This window comes from Winogradskyella flava (genome assembly GCF_014243395.1).
Taxonomy (GTDB): Bacteria; Bacteroidota; Bacteroidia; order Flavobacteriales; family Flavobacteriaceae; genus Winogradskyella; species Winogradskyella flava.
Genome location: NZ_JACLCP010000007.1, coordinates 116,445 through 135,096 on the forward strand (window position 1 = coordinate 116,445; position 18,652 = coordinate 135,096).

An 18,652-nucleotide genomic window follows, 5' to 3' on the forward strand; every position below is an offset into this window, starting at 1 on the left:
TAGTTTAGTTTTATTTTCTGAAAAAGATTGCTTCAAATGTAGAACTATTTCCAACATTATCGGTAACAATGATTTTTAATTCGTTCCTAGTATCCTTAACGATGTTATCATTAAAATCGTGCATAAGCATATTGGTTTTGTAATCGTACTCCATCAAAATCCATTTGCCATTTATGGTTGCTCGATATTTGCTTATTCCAGATAATTCGTCTTCAATTTTTACTTTTAGGTATCTGTATTTACTCAACCATTTTTTGTCTTGAAAATTAACGGATTCTATAGTTGGAGCGACCGTATCCATGGCTAAAGTATATGTGCCAAAAGTTTTGCTACCAGCACTCAAGATATTACCTTTCCGTTTTGTGCTAACATAACTTGGTTTTTTGTAATACCCATATAATCTGGCTATAAAGATTTTATCTAAATGTTCTGACTTGTAATTGCTTAAATCGTAATTGATATAAAAATTCTTTTGAAGTGGTATATGATCTTCATGGAGATGAAGCGTATCCGAACTCACTTTAAAATCAATCATTGTATCGTCGTAGACTGTGTTCTTGTAAAAGTTTACGGTCACATTGCCAGATTGTAAGGTTGTTGATTGATCACTATATATCAAGGACTTATTCGAGATATCTTGTTCTTCAGATTGCTTATCTAATAGTTCTTTCTTGCCATTTATAGGAATATTCACCCAGGTTTCATTACCCTTATAGTCTTGTATTCTCACTTTGTAAACCGAAGAAGTACTGTCTTCAATAGTAATGTAGCCATTGTCATAAGCATCTTTATATAGGCTCAAGGGATTATTTTTTTGAATAAACAATTTTTGAATTCTAGAGTGTTTGGTTTTAAAATACTCATAATCAATCAAACGTTTAATATGCTTTGTTTCACTGAAGCTGAAGCGCTTAAAATCAATTTCCAAGCTTTTATTACCATTAAAGAATGTCTGAATATTGCTCACGCCATTATTATTGGGTGCTAGGTCTTGTTTGTCGTAAGATGTAACTCCAAAGCCAACGTTTCCGTAGGCTGTAATTTTTTCTACCTCATAATCTCCTGTTTTTTGAGGAATCAATCGTAATGGAACACGTTCGTTTTTCCCATTTATGATAGCATTTTCATCTTTTGGGTAGGCGTAAACCGCAGAAACAAAAGGTTGTTTTGTATCCTTTACATCAATACCAAATAACATTGGATTAATAGGCCGTTCTTGATTATCCCTAATTTCAAAGTGCAAATGTGGTCCACCAGAGCCACCAGTATTACCAGAATAGGCAATGACTTCGTCAGTTGAAATAGGAAGCTCATCTGGACTCGGAAAAACTTCAACTTCAAAACTTTCCTTATCGTATTGGCATTCCTTGATATATTTTTCTAGTCGGTCCGAAAATTTCTGGAGATGTGCATAAACCGAAGTATAACCGTTAGGATGTGTTATATAAAGGGCTTTGCCATAACCGTAATGAGAAATCTTTATGCGACTGACGTAGCCTTCTGCTGCGGTATATACTTTTAAGCCTACTTTTCGTTGTGTTTTTATATCTAATCCCGAATGAAAATGAGAAGATCGAAGTTCTGCAAACGTACCAGAAAGTACCAAAGTAATATCCAATGGGTCTCTAAAGTAATCTTGCGGATATTCAGATTGCGAATAGGAGATAAGCGGTATTAAAAATAGGAGCAGAAATTTCTTCATAGATTAATCAATTGAAGCTAAAATATTAATTTGATTAAGATTTGCAAACCTTCTAACAGTATTATTTTTTGTTAACGCATTTATACTTTTGATGTTATGCCCTTTAAAAATAATTGTAAAAGAATTGTATTTTTTCATCAGGTATGTTAACTTTGTTTCAATAGTATTGAATTACTTTAATGAGTAAAATAGAAGACATTGTTGATGCTTTAGAGAATAAAATCAGTAAGGTTTTACATAAGCAGGAAGTCTTAAAGCAGACTAACTCTAGACTCTCAGAACAGTTAGAGCAACAACAACAAAAGCTTTTGGAGCAACAAGAAGAAATAGCATCTTGGGCAGAGAAGTATGAAACACTCAAAATAGCAAATTCAATGCTTGGTAGTGACGAAAATAAACGAGAAACAAAGCTCAAAATAAATGCACTTATCAGAGATATTGACCATTGTATAGGTCAACTCTCGGAATAAAGTTGTAAATTTAGACTGAATGTCGAATCAATTAAAAATTAAACTTTCAATTGCAAATAGGGTGTATCCATTGACGATAAATCCTCATCAAGAAGAAGGTTTGCGTAAAGCCACAAAGAAAATTGAGGCTATGATTGGACAGTTTGAGCAGAATTATTCTGTAAGGGATAAGCAAGATGTATTAGCCATGTGCGCTTTACAATTTGCGGCTCAAGTAGAGCAAAAGTCAATAGATAAAGAGTATGTGAATGAAGAAGTTCAGGAAAAGTTAGAAGCTTTAAACGAACTTTTAAAAGCACATATATAACTCGTACGTTCTTTAAAATACAAAGGTTACTGCCTACATTAGTTACATTTTTTGATAAACTCAACGTTAATTCTTTAAAAAGGGTGAGTTGAAGTTGTAAAATCGTGCTGTTAGTGCCGAACTTGTTTCGGTATCTTGGACAGATTTTTGATCAGCTTGTTAGCCCTAAACTTGTTTTTAAGGAGTTTATACAAAACCGATAACTGATGTAGGCTTTTTTTATATACTAAACTAAACAAATGACATGGACACTAACACAATTTTATATATTGTTGGAGGAGTAGTATTAGGATTGATACTAGGCTATATAATCGCAAAATCATTAGAAAAGGGAAAGGCATCAAAGCTCATCGCAAATGCAGAAAGCGAATCTAAATCCATATTAAAACAAGCGAAAGTTGATGCAGAAGCATTAAAAAAAGATAAGATACTTCAGGCAAAAGAAAAATTCATTGAGCTAAAAGCCGAACACGAAAAGGTTATTTTATCTCGTGACAAGAAAATGGCTGAAGCCGAAAAACGTATACGGGATAAGGAATCTCAAATATCCAATGAGCTTTCAAAAGCAAAGAAGTCTAATCAGTCTTTAGAAAGTAAAGTGAAAGATTATGATTTTAGACTGGAATTCCTGGAAAAGAAAAAGGACGAGGTCGAAAAGGCGCACAAAAGCCAAATTAAACAGTTAGAAGTTATTTCATCGCTTTCAGCTGAAGAAGCTAAAGAGCAGTTGGTAGAATCGCTCAAAGAAGAAGCTAAGACTGATGCCATGGGCTTTATTCAAGATAAAGTGGAGGAGGCTAAATTAACTGCACAGCAAGAAGCGAAAAAAATTATAATCAACACCATTCAACGTATCGGTACAGAAGAAGCCATCGATAATTGCGTTTCCGTATTTAATATTGAGTCTGATGACGTCAAAGGTAGAATCATAGGTAGGGAAGGCAGAAATATTAGGGCTATTGAAGCTGCAACGGGTGTGGAAATTATAGTAGATGATACACCTGAAGCTATAATACTATCTTGTTTTGATTCTGTAAGACGTGAGATTGCGCGCCTATCCCTTCACAAATTAGTAACAGATGGAAGGATTCATCCAGCGCGGATTGAAGAAGTCGTAAGAAAAACTCAGAAACAGATTGAGCAAGAAATTATAGAAGTAGGAAAGCGCACTGTTATAGATTTAGGAATTCATGGCTTACACCCTGAATTGATAAAAATGGTAGGTCGTATGAAATACCGTTCGTCTTATGGGCAAAATTTATTGCAACACTCTAGAGAAGTTGCTAAACTTTGTGGTGTGATGGCGGCAGAATTAGGCTTAAACCCTAAGTTGGCTAAGCGTGCAGGTCTATTGCACGATATTGGTAAAGTGCCATCTTCTGAAACAGATGTGGAGACGCCTCATGCTATTTTAGGAATGCAGTGGGCCGAAAAACATGGTGAAAAGCCAGAGGTCTGTAATGCAATTGGTGCTCACCATGACGAAATAGAGATGACGACATTGCTGTCTCCAATAATTCAAGTATGTGATGCAATTTCTGGAGCAAGACCAGGAGCGAGACGACAAGTATTGGATTCTTACATACAGCGATTAAAAGATCTTGAGGATGTGGCTTTTGGTTTTACAGGCGTAAAGAAAGCTTATGCGATACAAGCAGGTAGAGAACTACGTGTCATCGTGGAAAGCGAAAAGGTATCTGACGACAAGGCTGCAAGCTTGTCTTTCGAAATCTCACAGAAGATACAAACCGATATGACCTATCCTGGACAAGTAAAGGTTACGGTTATTAGAGAAACAAGGGCAGTAAATATTGCCAAATAAAGTATAACTAACTCAAATATGTTGAAAAAGAGTATTCGGTTTTCTGGATGCTCTTTTTTATTTTCTAGGGTGGAATTTATTCAATACCTCACTTAAGTGTGAACGGTCGACATGCATATAAACTTCTGTAGTCGTAATACTCTCATGACCAAGCATCATTTGTATTGCTCTTAAATCTGCGCCATTCTCCAATAAGTGTGTGGCGAAAGAGTGTCTAAACGTATGTGGAGAAACTGTTTTCTTAAGACCAGATTTCTCGACCAAATTTCTGATAATGGTAAAGATCATGGCGCGAGTTAGCTTATTACCTTTATAGTTAAGGAAAAGAATATCCTTGGAGCCAGGCTGTATGTTAATATGATTTCTAATTGACTTCCATATATAAATATACTTTTGTGTTGTTGCTCCAATAGGCACAAAGCGTTGCTTGTTTCCTTTACCAGTTACTTTAATGAAGCCCTCATCAAAGAATAAGTCAGATAGTTTTAACTCTGTAAGCTCACTAACTCGTAGTCCGCAACTATACAACGTTTCTATAATGGCTCTATTTCGCTCACCTAAATTAACACCATTATATGAGTAGCTCAAATCTATAGTGCTTATTAATAAGTCTATATCATCAATAGACAAAGTGTCTGGCAGTTTTCTCCCAATTTTTGGTGTTTCTATGAGATCTAAAGGGTTATTTCGTCTGTAGTTTTCAAAGACGAGATAGTCAAAAAAATTACGAAGACCAGAAATCAGCCTTGCCTGTGACCTCGGGTTTACAGTTTTTGAAATAGTATATATGAACTGTTTGACAGTTTCGCTATCTATGGCTATTGGAGAAATGGTTGTGTCGTGTTCTTCAAGATATGTTGTCAACTTTTTAATGTCATAACAGTAGTTTTCTATCGTGTTTTTGGATAAACCACGTTCAATCTGTAGATAGTGTTTGTAATCCGTTATTGCTTGAGACCATTTCATGGTTAAAAATAGTGAAATCATACCCTATTCATAATGAAATTTGGACTATATTTTTTTTCTTTTCATAAAAAAATGTTAATAAGTGATTATTTAAATAATTGATTTTCAAATATTTATAAAATAATGTTTACAAAATTGTTAATAACTACACCCTAAAGCTTTATTATTTAGAAAAAAAGGCTTTAGTTTGTATTAATCAATTTTAAAACTTAAGAGATTATGAAAAAATTATTTTTAGCTGCTTTTGCAGTATTTGCTTTCGCAAGCGTAGGTGCACAGGATTTTGGTGTTTTTGCTAATTATGTGAGTAATTCATTTGATGGTGATGACAATGCTTCAGGTTTCAACATTGGAGTTTTAGCTGAGTTCAGTATTTCTGATCAATTCTCAGTTCAGCCAGAAGTAGCTTACACAAGCTCAAGTGACAACGATTTTTCTTACAATTTAATAAATGTTAACGCAATGGCAAGATACAATGTGTCTGAAGAATTTGCTATTTTGGCTGGACCTCAAATAGGTTTTGCAAGTGGTGACATTCCAGATGCTTTAGATGATGCTTTTGGTGATGATTTTTCATCATTAAATCTGCAATTAGCATTTGGTTTAGCCTATAATATAACTGAGGAAATTTTCGCTCAGGCACGTTATGGTTTACAATTAAACGAGCATGTTGATGGAATAGGGGCTGTTAATACATTATCAGTTGGTGTAGGCTATAGATTTTAATTATAACAATTTAAATTTTAAAAAAGAGGCTTTACTGCCTCTTTTTTTTATGAAATCGATTAATTAGTATAAAAAATAATGTTTGTTAAATTAAATATTTCGAACAGAAATTTACATTTGTCAATAAATAAACTTACTAGAAATGAAAAAAATATTACTATCGGCAGCAATAGCTGTATTAGGTTTTACTCAGATAAACGCTCAAAATGATGACACTATTTCATCTTCATCTGAAACAACTTTTGGAATAAAAGCAGGATATTCTTCAGTAGCATTAAAAGTTTCAGCTGATGGTGCTGGTTCTGCTACAGAAGACCTCACGGGGTTTTACTTTGGTGGTTTTGCCGAAATTAATTTGTCCGAAAAATTCGCACTTCAGCCAGAGCTTGTTTTCGGAAATTATTCAGAAGATGGTGAGAGCTCAGGGGTACTATTACTTCCTATTTTGGCTAAATATAAAGCAAACGAAGAATTTAGTTTACTTGCTGGTCCACAGTTTGATTATTTAACCAACGAAGAAGATTCTGAAGGTTTAAAGCGTTTGGGTCTTGGTTTTACAATAGGTGCAGCGTATGATATTACTGAAAATGTAATTTTAGATGCGCGTTATAGTTTTGGATTATCAGATAGATTTGATAGTGATATTGATGAATTTGAAGACTTCGATATAGAAGCTAGATTTAGTTATTTTCAAATAGGTCTAGGGTATAGGTTCTAGAGATTAAGTTATAGGATTTTAAGAGAGGCTTTTAAGCCTCTTTTTCTGTTTAAAAACTTTATTTATCGACGAAATACATATTTTTTTAACATAAAATAGAATTATACTATAATTCGATACCCTACATTTGCCGACCAAATATTATTAAATTAAACTTACAAAACATGAAAAAATTATTACTAATGGCTGCTGTTGCAGTATTCGGATTTACAAATGTTAATGCACAAGAAGACAAAGAAAGCTCAAATGCTCTTACTGAGGGTTCTTGGTTAGTAGAAGCTAATACCGGTTTTGGTGGAGGTGCTACAAGTGCAGCTCATAGATCAAATACATCGTTTGGTTTAACAGCAGTTGATGGTGTTACTATATGGTCAATTGGTGGTGAAGCAGGTTATTTTATAAAGGATGATTTAGCTTTAAAAGTTGGTCTTGGTTACAATGATTTTGATGGCGCTTCAACATTTACTTACAAGTTAGGTGCGAAGTACTATGTAGCTAGTCAATTTCCTGTACAAATCGATGTAACTGGTGCATCTGGAGATGACGTGTTCGGTGAAGAAAGCCCATTGTGGTTAGGTATACAAGGTGGTTATGCTTGGTTTGTTGCAGACAATATCTCTATTGAGCCAGGTTTAAGATACAACTTATCTTTAAATGAAGATTTTACAGATGAGGGTGTTCTTGAATTGAATATTGGATTTGCACTACATTTCTAAATACTAGAGATTAAGCATAAAAAAACCGAAGCATATGCTTCGGTTTTTTTATGCTTATATTTTAATATATTTACTTTATGAAGCAACTCATCATCATTAATGGTCCCAATCTTAATCTTTTGGGTAAACGTGAACCAGAAGTTTATGGTAATCAAACTTTTGAAGATTACTTAAACACCTTAAAATCTAAATATAACAACTTTAATATCGATTACTTCCAGTCTAATATAGAGGGTGAATTAATTGATAAGATTCAAGAAGTTGGTTTTACCTATGATGGTATTATATTGAATGCCGCTGCATACACGCATACCTCTGTTGGAATTGGTGATGCCATAAAGGCCATAACTACTCCTATAGTGGAAGTTCATATATCCAATACATTTTCAAGAGAGGACTTTAGGCACCAGTCGTACATTTCTCCAAATGCTAAAGGGGTAATACTCGGATTTGGTTTGAAAAGTTATGATTTGGCTATTCAAAGTTTTATATAAAACTAAAATGAAGAAAGCACTTTTACTTTTTGTCTTAATTTGTTATGCAGTCACCGCACATGCTCAAACTGATTTCGGAATTAAAGGAGGTCTTAATGTTACATTTTATAAGGTTACTGAGGGCGATTTTGGCACAAATCCCAGTGAGGAGATTGGTGCCTATGGTGGCGTGTTTTTTGATATTGAGTTTGAAGATAAACTGCACCTTCAACCTGAATTGCTTTACATTCACATCAGGGACTTTCAGTTTTTAAATGCACCGATTTATTTAGAATATGATGTGAGTCGAGACTTTCATATTCTCATTGGTCCAAGTCTAAACTATTTCTTCGACTTTTTCTCAAATAAATTCAAGGTTAGGGCAGATCTTAGTTTGGCCTATAATTTATCTACCAACCTTGATCTTCATATGAAATACACTATTGGTTTTCAAGAACTTGCTCCTAATATTCTGTTCTTTGGCTTAGGTTATAAGCTTTAGTTTTAAGAATTCCTTATCATAAAAATTTAAGCCTTTTCACTTTTAATTAACTGTCATTTTTGTTTTGATTGTGATTTACTTGGGATTGTTTAACAGCAACGCCCGCTATGTTTGCTGATATTAATTCTAACAACAATCAATCATGAAACAGTTTATTTTAATTACAACTTTTACAGTTTTTTCAATCTCAAACCTATTTGCCCAGGATTTTACTGATGTAAAGACTAAGGCTTTTAATTTTGGAGCAAGACTAGGTACAAGCATCTATACTATTAAGGCGCCAAACGACAGTAGGAGTTGGAATGGTCTCTATGCCGGAGTCTTTATTGAAAAACGCTTATCAAATAAATGGGGGATACAACTAGAATCAAATTATATTGGCTCATCAATTTTGCAATTCCCTTTGCTTTTAAAATATAAAATCACAGATAAATTTGAGATTTATGGAGGTGGAACACTAGATGTTTCATTTGAGCAGAAAAACTCTGCTGAAGTGTTTAGAAATAAGCGTTTTGGTGCATCACTTATACTTGGTGCACAATACAATATTAACTCTCATTGGTTTATTGAGGGACGATATATTCATGGATTGACAAGTCAATTCCCCATATTTCAAGGTTTTGATTCTCAGTCCATTTATGGCAAAAAACGCTCTTTTAACTTTGGTATTGGTTATAAGTTCTAATAAAAAAAGCGATTCACCATTAAGTGAATCGCTTTTTCATTTTTATTAAAGTTTTTAAAATATTATAAATGAATCACTTCGTCATATGCATCTGCGACAGCTTCCATTACTGCTTCACTCATCGTTGGGTGAGGATGAACAGCCTTTAAAACTTCATGCCCTGTAGTTTCCAACTTTCTTCCCAAAACCGCTTCTGCAATCATATCGGTTACACCAGCTCCTATCATATGGCAACCTAACCATTCACCATATTTGGCATCAAAAATTACCTTCACAAAACCATCTTTATTACCACCTGCACTCGCTTTTCCAGAAGCAGAGAATGGAAATTTACCAATCTTAATATCAAGTCCTTGTTCCTTTGCTTGAGCTTCAGTTAAGCCAACACTTGCAATTTCTGGAGAACAATAGGTACAACCAGGAATGTTTCCGTAGTCTAATGCCTCCACATGATGTCCAGCAATTTTTTCAACACAAAGTATACCTTCAGCAGATGCCACGTGAGCTAAAGCTTGGCCTGGAGTAACATCGCCAATAGCATAGTATCCAGGAATATTAGTTTGGTAATAATCGTTTACGATTATTTTATCTCTATCTGTTACAATACCTACATCTTCTAAACCTATATTTTCAATATTAGATTTTATACCAACGGCAGAAAGTACGATATCAGCTTCGAGAATTTCTTCTCCCTTTTTAGTCTTAACTGTAGCTTTTACGCCTTTGCCAGAGGTGTCAACAGAAGTGACTTCGGCTGAAGTCATGATCTTTATGCCAGATTTTTTGAAACTACGTTCTAATTGCTTTGATACTTCATCATCTTCAACTGGAACAATCTTTGGCATATATTCAACTATAGTGACTTCAGTTCCCATAGAATTGTAGAAGTAAGCAAATTCAACACCTATAGCTCCAGAACCTACTACAATCATTTTCTTAGGTTGCTGTTCTAGAGTCATAGCTTTTCTGTAGCCTATAACTTTCTTACCATCTTGCGGTAAGCTCGGCAGTTCACGAGAACGTGCTCCAGTTGCTATAATGATATGATCAGCTGAATATTCAGTACCATCAACATCAATTTTTTTACCTGGTTTTACTTTTCCAAAGCCCTCAATAACATCAATCTTGTTTTTCTTCATCAAGAACTTTACGCCATTACTCATACCATCAGCAACACCGCGACTGCGTTTTACAACGGCGTCGAAATCGTGCTCGGCATCTTTTACTTTTAAGCCATAATCTTCAGCATGTTTAAGGTATTCAAATACTTGAGCTGATTTTAAAAGTGCTTTCGTTGGAATGCAGCCCCAATTTAAACAAACACCTCCCAAACTTTCCTTTTCAACAACAGCTGTTTTAAAGCCTAACTGAGAAGCTCTAATTGCTGTAACATAACCACCAGGACCACTTCCTAAAACTATAACATCGTATTTGCTCATAAGTAATTTTTTAGTTGAATTTTGAAGCACAAAAGTAATAAATTCCAAAAAGAAATATTCCAAATTATGAAACTTTCAATCCTTGAAAGCACTTAGTAAAAGATAATCTAGAATTTGGTGTTTATTTTCTGAATTATAAGTCATCCGTGAAATGACGTTTTGCCTTGTCCTTAGAAAACTTATCCGTATTGTAATCTTTAGATTTACCTTTAGGAATAGATAAGGAAGCCCAGTTGGCACCTTTAATAAGCTTACCAATGAAAACAATTTGTCCTATGTGGTAGGCATAATGCATCATCTGTCTATTTATAGCCTCGGTAACCGTATGTCCTTGATTTCTAATATATATGATTTGATGCATGTCATTTTCAGACAAGGGTTTGATGGCATCGAAGAGGCAATCCCAACCTTTGTTCCATGCATCAATTAGATCTTGTTTAGTAGTAAAGGTATCCAGAAATTCCTCATCACGTTGGCGCCATGTTTTCTCGCCATCTTCTGTCAGAAAATTTGTCCAACGACTCAACATGTTCCCGACAATATGCTTCACTATTATACTTATAGAATTAGAGTCTGTTGCGAACTCTTTCTTTAATTCTTCAAAAGTCAATTGCGAGATGGTCTTATCTCCGAGGCTTTTATAATATTCAAACTGCTTAATGGCGGAGGATAGGTAAGAGGTATTCATAATTCATTTAATTCAGCATAAAGCTATGAACAAATTATGATTAAAATAAGAATTTATCATAGTTTGAAACAATGTCTATATTTAATAATATTACAGAAAACAAACAGCTTGAAACAAAATATGGCTATTTAGCTTATTCTCCTTTTGGAACAAATTTTAAAGCAACACCATTAATACAGTGACGCTTTCCTGTGGTATCTTTCGGTCCATCATTAAACACATGGCCTAAATGTCCTCCACATGTAGCACAATGTTCTTCAGTACGAGCGTAACCAATATTATAATCAGTTGAAAATGCTACATTACCCTCAACTTCCCTGTCAAAGCTCGGCCAACCTGTACCAGAGTCAAACTTATGCTCACTTCTAAATAAAGGCGTGTCACAAGCAGCACAATGATAAACACCTTCTTCGTAGTTCTTGTTCAAAGGGCTAGAGAATGGTCGTTCTGTGCCGGCTTCACGCAAAACATAATACTGTTTTTCAGTGAGTTGTTCTTTCCATTCAGCTTCTGTTTTAGTTACAGGAAATGTTTCTTTTTCTTGGGTTTCGTTTTTCTGGGCTGAGCCGTTACAGTTAAAAAGTACGCTAACCAATGCAAATAATAGTATCTTTTTCATTATGTAAAGTTATAAATTTTTATGTGTTTGTTCTGTCGTATTAACAAATTAAAAATTACGAAACCGTTTTAGTTTATTTAAGTTTAGTAACTTTAAACTGCGTATCGATTACTTCCGTAATTTCGCTACTTAGGAGTTTATATAATTAACCATAAAAGCAATTAATGAAAGCATTATTTCTTACAAGGGAATTTCCTCCCTATGTTTATGGAGGTGCAGGAGTACATGTAGAATATTTAGCGAAAGAACTGTCAGAATTAATGCAGGTAGATGTGAGGTCTTTCGGAGACCAGGACACCAGTAGTAAAAGTCTGAGTGTTAAGGGTTATCCTTTTGATGATGGTGTTTTTGAAAATAGTGATGAGAGACTAAAGTCTGTGTTTAAAACCTTAAGTACAGGTCTGCATATGAACGCTGATCCTATTGATGCGGATGTGGTACATTGTCATACTTGGTACTCTCACTTTGCCGGTATAATGGCGAAATTGTGTTATGGAACGCCCTTGGTAGTTACTACACATTCTTTAGAGCCACTACGACCGTGGAAACGGGAGCAGTTGGGAAGAGGTTATGATGCCTCGTCATGGATCGAAAAGACAGCTATTGAGATGGCAGATTGCTTAATTGCTGTTTCCGAAGAAACAAAAGAAGATGTTTTAAAACATTTCGACGTCGATGAAAGTAAGATTGAGGTCGTTTACAATGGCATAGATTTAAAAGAGTATGTTTTCGTTAATGAAACCAACGTTTTAGAGACTTATGGGATTGATAAATCAAAACCTTATGTTTTATTCGTCGGTAGAATTACTAGGCAAAAAGGTATCGTTCATTTAGTAAATGCCATAAAATATATAGATCCTGATACTCAAATTGTACTTTGTGCAGGTGCTCCAGATACCAAGGACATAGCCAAGGAAATGGAAGATGCGGTTCATGAAGCTTCAAAAACGAGGAATAATATTTTCTGGATTGATAAGATGTTGGATAAAAAGGATGTGATTCAACTGTATTCTCATGCAGATGTGTTTTGCTGTCCATCTATTTATGAACCTTTCGGAATTATAAACATAGAAGCCATGGCTTGTGAAACGGCTGTAGTTGCAAGTGCAGTTGGAGGTATAAAAGAAGTTGTTCTTGAGGGAGAAACGGGATTATTGATTAATTTAGAGCAGCAGGATTTTGCACCTTTTGAACCTGTTAACCCAGATAAGTTCTCTCGAGACTTAGCAGATGGTATAAATAAAGTCACTGGAGATAAAATGCTAAGAGATAGAATGGCCAAGAACGGGCGGCAAAGAGTTGAGGCTTATTTTGACTGGAAAGCCATAGCTAATCAAACAAAAAAAATATATCAATCGCTAATAAATAAATAATGATAAATAGTAAGGTTTTAAGTATAATTTTGGGTGGTGGACAAGGTTCTAGACTTTATCCCTTAACAGAGAAGAGATCAAAACCTGCCGTACCAATAGCAGGTAAGTATAGATTGGTAGATATTCCAATATCTAACTGTATTAATTCGGACATTAAACGTATGTATGTATTGACTCAGTTTAACTCTGCATCTTTAAATAGGCATATCAAGAACACGTATCATTTTAGTTTTTTTAGTTCTGCATTTGTAGATGTACTTGCTGCTGAGCAGACTATTCAAAGTGATAAATGGTTCCAGGGAACTGCAGATGCCGTAAGACAGAGTATGCATCATTTTCTTGAGCATGAATTTGAGTATGCCTTAATCTTATCTGGAGATCAATTGTATCAAATGGACTATAACGAAATGATTGATGCACATATCGAAGCCAGAGCGGATATTTCAGTTGGTACTTACCCAGTAAATGCTAAAGACGGAACATCGTTTGGTATTATGAAAACTGATGATCAAAACAGAATAACATCTTTCATAGAAAAGCCATCAGCCGATGTTATTGTAGATTGGAAGTCTGACGTAAGTGACGAAATGAAACAGCAAGGTCGCGAATACTTGGGGTCAACAGGTATTTATATTTTCAATAGAGATTTGTTAGTAGAATTAATGAATGATGATAGCACTGTTGATTTTGGAAAGGAAATTATTCCGCAAAATATTGATAAACTAAAAATTGTTAGCTATCCATTTGAAGGTTATTGGACAGATATTGGTAATATCGATTCATTTTTCGAGGCAAACCTGGGCTTAACTGATGCAATTCCTCAATTTAATCTCTATGATTTAGATAATCGTGTTTATACTAATGCGCGGATTTTACCAACATCAAAAATTTCAGGAACTACCTTGAATAAAGCAGTAATTGCTGAAGGTTGTCTTGTGCATGCCGCTACAATAGAAAGATCCGTGATTGGTATCCGATCCAGAATAGGGAAAGAGTCCACAATTATTAATACGTACATGATGGGTTGTGATAGTTATGAGTCCTTAGAATATATAGAAGATAATAGGATTGATGTTTTGCTTGGTATTGGTGAGCGCTGTTTTATTAAAAACGCAATTTTAGATAAAAATTGTCGAATAGGTGATGACGTTAGAATAAATGGAGGGCCACATCTTAAAGATACTGAAACAGATACTTACGTAATTAAGGATGGCATTGTTGTGGTAAAGAAAGATGCACTTATACCGGCAGGAACCATAATTTAAGAAAGTCTATTAAGATATGTTCTTTTTAGACCAACTTTTGTAGTAGTTCACGCACCTGCTCAGGGTCTTTTATTTGATACTTTGCTTTGGTTTTTGTAAAACCTACTTTAATAGTATAAGCGTGTTCTGGTGCTTCCTCAAACATATATTCATCTGTCCAATCATCACCAATTACAGTAATAGAATCATAATTTTCTTGAGTTAACAAACGACTTATAACTCTACCTTTATTGACGTTACTGCTTTTTATTTCTATAACTTTCTTTCCTTGTAAAATAGACAAACCGTTATTGGCTACCATACTAGTTAGAACTGTATTAAGCTCCATAGTTCTGATTTTTGCAAGTTCTGGGTCAGCAGTCCTGTAATGCCAGGCTAAAGAGTATTTTTTGGTTTCAATAAAAGTTCCTGGAGTACTATCTCTAAAAGTTTCTAATATAGGACGTATACTTTGCATCCAATCTGTCCTTAAACGCTCTAAAGCTGTCCATTCTTTGTTCTGATACAACCAAACGCCATGGTCAGTAACTAAATTATATGGTTTGTTTCCAAACCAACGTTCAAAAGTATCTCGATCTCGTCCGCTAATAAGCACTAAAGTCGCTTTTTCTTGAAGTTGATCTAACAGTTGAAATAAGGCCTCATCGGGTGCAGCATCTTGAGGATTATCTTTAAAACCAACAAGGGTTCCATCATAATCTAAAAGCAATAATTTTTTTTCTTTGCTTTGAAAATCGCGTATTAAGTCTTTCTCGTAGTCACCAGCCAGTTTTTTGGTTATAGTCGTATTTCTTACTTGTTTAGTTTCTTCGAGGGATTTAAAGAATTCATTGGCCCATTTTTCTACATCATAGCGTTTTAAGCGCTTCTGCAAAAATTTCATGCGTGTTTCTTGTTCTTTCAAAGGCATTGTCAGAGCTCGCTTTAAGTTTAGTGCAAAATCTTCATAACTGTTTGGATTAATTAATAAAGCTTCATTCATTTCTTTAGAGGCACCAGCCATCTCACTTAAAACTAAAACGCCATTTCCCTGAGTTCTTGTGGCAACATATTCTTTGGCAACCAAATTCATTCCGTCTCTTATTGGAGTAATTAGTGCAACATCAGATGAAATATAAAGGTCTATTAAATCTTCAAAAGGCAACGACCTATAAAAATACCAAATAGGGGTCCAGCTTACAGTAGCGAATTTGCCATTGATTCTGCCAACTAGCTCGTCTGTTTCACGCTTCAACTTTTGATACTGCGGTACGTTAGAACGAGAAGGAACGGCAAGCATCACTAAACGTACTTTCTCTTTATACTCAGGATAAGTGTCCAGAAAGAATTCAAAGGCCTTTATTCTAGTGGGAATGCCTTTGGTGTAATCCATTCGGTCAATTGATAGAATCAACTTTTTATCTTCTATCATATGCTCTTCTAGCCGTTTTCTTAGATCAGATTTTTCTAAAGAGTCACTATGATGCTTTAATGCGGCATTGCGATATTTATCATAGTCAATTCCCATAGGGAAAGAATCGACTTTAATCATTCTATCATGATAGTTTATCTCATTGAAATTTACATCGAGCCTTAAAATTCTTTTTATAGAGCTTAAAAAATGACGCTCATAATCATAAGTGTGAAACCCAAGCAAATCTGAGCCTAACATACCTTTTAAAATTTCCTGACGCCATGGAAAGGTTCTGAAGATTTCATAAGATGGAAATGGGATATGTAAAAAGAAGCCAATAGTTGTATTGGGTTTTTGATCTTTAATCAGCTGTGGCAGCAATAATAATTGATAATCATGTACCCAAACCGTATCACCATCATCTAGATTATCAATTACAACTTTAGCAAATTTTTCATTGACACGCTTGTAAGCTTCCCACTCTTGTTGTTCAAAGTTTGTGTATTCCATAAAGTAATGAAATAGAGGCCATAGCGCTCTATTACTAAAGCCTTCATAATACTCTTCTATGTCTTGGTTATCAAGGGGAACCGATACACATTTCTCTTTTCGTATTTCCTGTTGTACTTTTTGCGAAAGTTCTGGACTTAGTTCGTTCTCTGGTATACCAGACCAACCGACCCATATTCCTTTTCCTTCCGAATGCACAGACTTCATTCCAGTGGCTAACCCTCCTACACTTGGTGAAATTTCTAAAGAATTTTCTTGAATTGAAACTTGAAGCGGTAGACGATTTGAAACGATAATAGTTTTATTCATAGAGATAATTTGCGCTAGTTGATAGTATTTCGTTAATTTAAAGAAAATAAAGGGTTTTCTACTTCTAAAAGCAAAGAGATTATGGATAATTTAGATTATGGTGTTATAGGTAATTGCAGAAGTGCAGCATTGGTTTCCAAAACAGGATCTATAGATTGGTGTTGTTTACCGCAATTTGATTCACCATCCATTTTTGGAAAATTACTAGATGAAAATATTGGAGGAAGTTTTGGGTTCAAAGTAGATGATAGTTATGAGATCACTCAGCAATATATAGATAATACGGTTGTTTTAGTAACCAAGTTTAGCAATGGGTTGGATGTATTTGAGGTCTGGGATTTTATGCCTAGATACTATAAGGAAAATGGTGCTTACCATGCACCTCCGGAGTTTATTCGCTATATAAAATATATTTCGGGAAAGCCATATGTAAAAGTTATATATGATCCTAAGTTAGAATATGCTAAAGGAGAGACAAATACCTATGTAAAAAACGATTTCATTGTAAGCTTGACAAATAATGTAGCCTACGACACGCTATTTTTATATACGGATATGAGTAAAGATGAAGTTGTCAATGGTGAAGCATTGGAAATAAAATCGGATCATTTCTTTTTAGTGGGGTATCATGAAAAATTGTTTGCGCCAAACTTAAAAATGGCATTTTTGGAATATGAGCGTACTAAAGTATACTGGTTAAATTGGATGGAGCGCACGCCATCATATAATAGATATAATGATTATATAGCCAGGAGTGCCATGACTCTGAAGTTGTTAAGCTATGATAAAACGGGTGCTATTTTGGCTGCGATCACTACATCTTTACCAGAAACCATTGGAGAAGTTAGAAATTGGGACTACCGTTTTTGTTGGATTCGTGATGCCTCTATGGTCATTAAAGTCATGTCGAAGCTAGGTCATAAAAATATGGCGAAACGCTATTTAAAATTCATTATCAATTTAATACCAGACAAAGAAGAAAAACTTCAAATTATGTATGGCATTAATGGTGAAAAAAAATTAACAGAGGAATTTTTGGAACATTTATCAGGATATAGAAATTCCAGCCCAGTAAGGATCGGTAATGCTGCGTATAAACAAAAGCAGAATGATATTTATGGAATTTTAATGGATATGATTCATCAACTGTTATTACATTTCAATAACGATATTGAAGATGGTGAAGCATTATGGAATATTACAAAAGGTATAGTCTGGGTAGTCAACAGACATTGGCAGGAACCAGATAAGGGAATTTGGGAATTTAGGTCAGAAGACCAGCACTTTACGTTCTCCAAAGTACTCTGTTGGACAGCTGTGGATAAGGCCATTAAAGTAGCTATATTATTAGGTAAAACTTCAAAATTAGCACGTTGGCAATTACTAGAAGAAGCAATTAGAGAAGATATTATGGTAAATGCTTGGAGCGATAAAGCACAAGCGTTTACTCAAGCCTATGACTCAGAAGATCTTGACGCTTCTGTTTTATTAATGGAGTCTTACGGTTTTATAGATGCTAAACATCCAAAATATGTAAGTACAGTAAAAGCTATTGGTAGAGAATTATCTAATGATGGTTTGCTATATCGCTATAAAAATCAAGATGACTTCGGATTACCATCTTCATCCTTTACAATCTGTACATTTTGGTACATTAACAGTCTGTATAAAATAGGGGAAGAAGAAAGTGCTGTTAAGCAATTTAATAAATTATTATCCTACAGCAACCATTTGGGTTTATTCAGTGAGGATCTAGATTTTGTGACTAAACGTTTACTAGGTAATTTCCCTCAAGCATATTCACACTTAGCACTTATAGAAACTGCAATTAACTTATCTAAAATAACTAAGAACGAAAAGGTTAAGGATATTTTATCGTAGTATCCAAATTTGCTGCTCTGAATTTTAATAATTAACATTCAAACGTTATAGTTGCTGTCTAATTGATTAATCCTTAATAATGCACTAT

The 18,652-nt window shown here is 34.6% G+C and carries 18 protein-coding genes and 1 other RNA gene; 13 read left to right on the plus strand and 6 right to left on the minus strand.

Features of this window, described 5'->3' with window-relative positions; genetic code table 11:
- Positions 1-10: 10 nt before the first annotated feature.
- Positions 11-1,702, minus strand: a complete 1,692-nt coding sequence (locus H7F21_RS16985; protein WP_185790514.1) for a M23 family metallopeptidase — start codon at positions 1,700-1,702, stop codon at positions 11-13.
- A 179-nt stretch (positions 1,703-1,881) separates the two neighbouring features.
- Here H7F21_RS16985 and H7F21_RS16990 point away from each other — a divergent pair, with 179 nt between their 5' ends.
- The 4 genes from H7F21_RS16990 (at position 1,882) to rny (ending at position 4,301) form a co-directional block, all read left to right on the plus strand.
- Positions 1,882-2,172, plus strand: a complete 291-nt coding sequence (locus H7F21_RS16990; RefSeq protein ID WP_185790515.1) for a hypothetical protein — start codon at positions 1,882-1,884, stop codon at positions 2,170-2,172.
- Between the two features lie 19 nt (positions 2,173-2,191).
- Positions 2,192-2,479: a cell division protein ZapA gene (locus H7F21_RS16995; protein WP_185790516.1), complete on the plus strand. Its 288-nt coding sequence runs from the start codon at positions 2,192-2,194 to the stop codon at positions 2,477-2,479.
- A 58-nt stretch (positions 2,480-2,537) separates the two neighbouring features.
- A non-coding RNA gene (gene ssrS / locus H7F21_RS17000) (6S RNA) lies at positions 2,538-2,667 on the plus strand.
- Between the two features lie 56 nt (positions 2,668-2,723).
- A complete protein-coding gene (gene rny, locus H7F21_RS17005; protein WP_185790517.1) occupies positions 2,724-4,301 on the plus strand; it encodes a ribonuclease Y in 1,578 nt (525 codons plus the stop codon).
- 57 nt (positions 4,302-4,358) lie between these two features.
- On the opposite strand, the gene H7F21_RS17010 is transcribed toward rny, so the two are convergent.
- Positions 4,359-5,267, minus strand: coding sequence for a site-specific tyrosine recombinase (locus tag H7F21_RS17010; protein WP_185790560.1), 909 nt, complete (start codon positions 5,265-5,267; stop codon positions 4,359-4,361).
- Positions 5,268-5,486: 219 nt separating this feature from the next.
- On the opposite strand from H7F21_RS17010, the gene H7F21_RS17015 reads away from it, so the two are divergent.
- From H7F21_RS17015 to H7F21_RS17040, 6 genes are all read left to right on the plus strand, one after another.
- Positions 5,487-5,993: a porin family protein gene (locus tag H7F21_RS17015; protein ID WP_185790518.1), complete on the plus strand. Its 507-nt coding sequence runs from the start codon at positions 5,487-5,489 to the stop codon at positions 5,991-5,993.
- A 142-nt stretch (positions 5,994-6,135) separates the two neighbouring features.
- On the plus strand, positions 6,136-6,711 hold the full coding sequence (locus tag H7F21_RS17020) for a porin family protein (RefSeq protein WP_185790519.1): 576 nt from the start codon (positions 6,136-6,138) through the stop codon (positions 6,709-6,711).
- Positions 6,712-6,875: 164 nt separating this feature from the next.
- A complete protein-coding gene (locus H7F21_RS17025; RefSeq protein WP_185790520.1) occupies positions 6,876-7,427 on the plus strand; it encodes a hypothetical protein in 552 nt (183 codons plus the stop codon).
- A 77-nt stretch (positions 7,428-7,504) separates the two neighbouring features.
- Positions 7,505-7,921, plus strand: a complete 417-nt coding sequence (gene aroQ / locus H7F21_RS17030) for a type II 3-dehydroquinate dehydratase (RefSeq protein ID WP_185790521.1) — start codon at positions 7,505-7,507, stop codon at positions 7,919-7,921.
- A gap of 7 nt (positions 7,922-7,928) precedes the next feature.
- Positions 7,929-8,402, plus strand: a complete 474-nt coding sequence (locus H7F21_RS17035; RefSeq protein WP_185790522.1) for a porin family protein — start codon at positions 7,929-7,931, stop codon at positions 8,400-8,402.
- A 142-nt stretch (positions 8,403-8,544) separates the two neighbouring features.
- The gene (locus H7F21_RS17040) at positions 8,545-9,087 is read left to right on the plus strand and encodes a porin family protein (protein WP_185790523.1); all 543 of its coding nucleotides are present in this window, start codon (positions 8,545-8,547) and stop codon (positions 9,085-9,087) included.
- 62 nt (positions 9,088-9,149) lie between these two features.
- Here H7F21_RS17040 and lpdA read toward each other — a convergent pair whose 3' ends face one another.
- From lpdA to msrB, 3 genes are all read right to left on the minus strand, one after another.
- Complete coding sequence (gene lpdA / locus H7F21_RS17045; RefSeq protein WP_185790524.1) at positions 9,150-10,526, minus strand: dihydrolipoyl dehydrogenase; 1,377 nt, start codon at positions 10,524-10,526, stop codon at positions 9,150-9,152.
- 133 nt (positions 10,527-10,659) lie between these two features.
- On the minus strand, positions 10,660-11,214 hold the full coding sequence (locus H7F21_RS17050) for a DUF1572 family protein (protein ID WP_185790525.1): 555 nt from the start codon (positions 11,212-11,214) through the stop codon (positions 10,660-10,662).
- A 133-nt stretch (positions 11,215-11,347) separates the two neighbouring features.
- Positions 11,348-11,833: a peptide-methionine (R)-S-oxide reductase MsrB gene (msrB, locus tag H7F21_RS17055; RefSeq protein WP_185790526.1), complete on the minus strand. Its 486-nt coding sequence runs from the start codon at positions 11,831-11,833 to the stop codon at positions 11,348-11,350.
- A 164-nt stretch (positions 11,834-11,997) separates the two neighbouring features.
- Here msrB and glgA point away from each other — a divergent pair, with 164 nt between their 5' ends.
- The gene (gene glgA, locus H7F21_RS17060) at positions 11,998-13,206 is read left to right on the plus strand and encodes a glycogen synthase (protein WP_185790527.1); all 1,209 of its coding nucleotides are present in this window, start codon (positions 11,998-12,000) and stop codon (positions 13,204-13,206) included.
- Positions 13,206-14,471 carry a glucose-1-phosphate adenylyltransferase gene (locus H7F21_RS17065; RefSeq protein WP_185790528.1) on the plus strand — a complete coding sequence of 422 codons (1,266 nt, stop codon included), beginning with the start codon at positions 13,206-13,208 and terminating at the stop codon, positions 14,469-14,471. Before glgA ends, H7F21_RS17065 begins: the two co-directional genes overlap by 1 nt.
- A 25-nt stretch (positions 14,472-14,496) precedes the next feature.
- On the opposite strand, the gene H7F21_RS17070 is transcribed toward H7F21_RS17065, so the two are convergent.
- Positions 14,497-16,683, minus strand: a complete 2,187-nt coding sequence (locus tag H7F21_RS17070) for a bifunctional alpha,alpha-trehalose-phosphate synthase (UDP-forming)/trehalose-phosphatase (RefSeq protein WP_185790529.1) — start codon at positions 16,681-16,683, stop codon at positions 14,497-14,499.
- A gap of 81 nt (positions 16,684-16,764) precedes the next feature.
- Between H7F21_RS17070 and H7F21_RS17075 the strand changes: the two genes are divergently transcribed.
- Positions 16,765-18,564 carry a glycoside hydrolase family 15 protein gene (locus H7F21_RS17075; RefSeq protein ID WP_185790530.1) on the plus strand — a complete coding sequence of 600 codons (1,800 nt, stop codon included), beginning with the start codon at positions 16,765-16,767 and terminating at the stop codon, positions 18,562-18,564.
- The last annotated feature ends 88 nt before the right edge of the window (positions 18,565-18,652 follow it).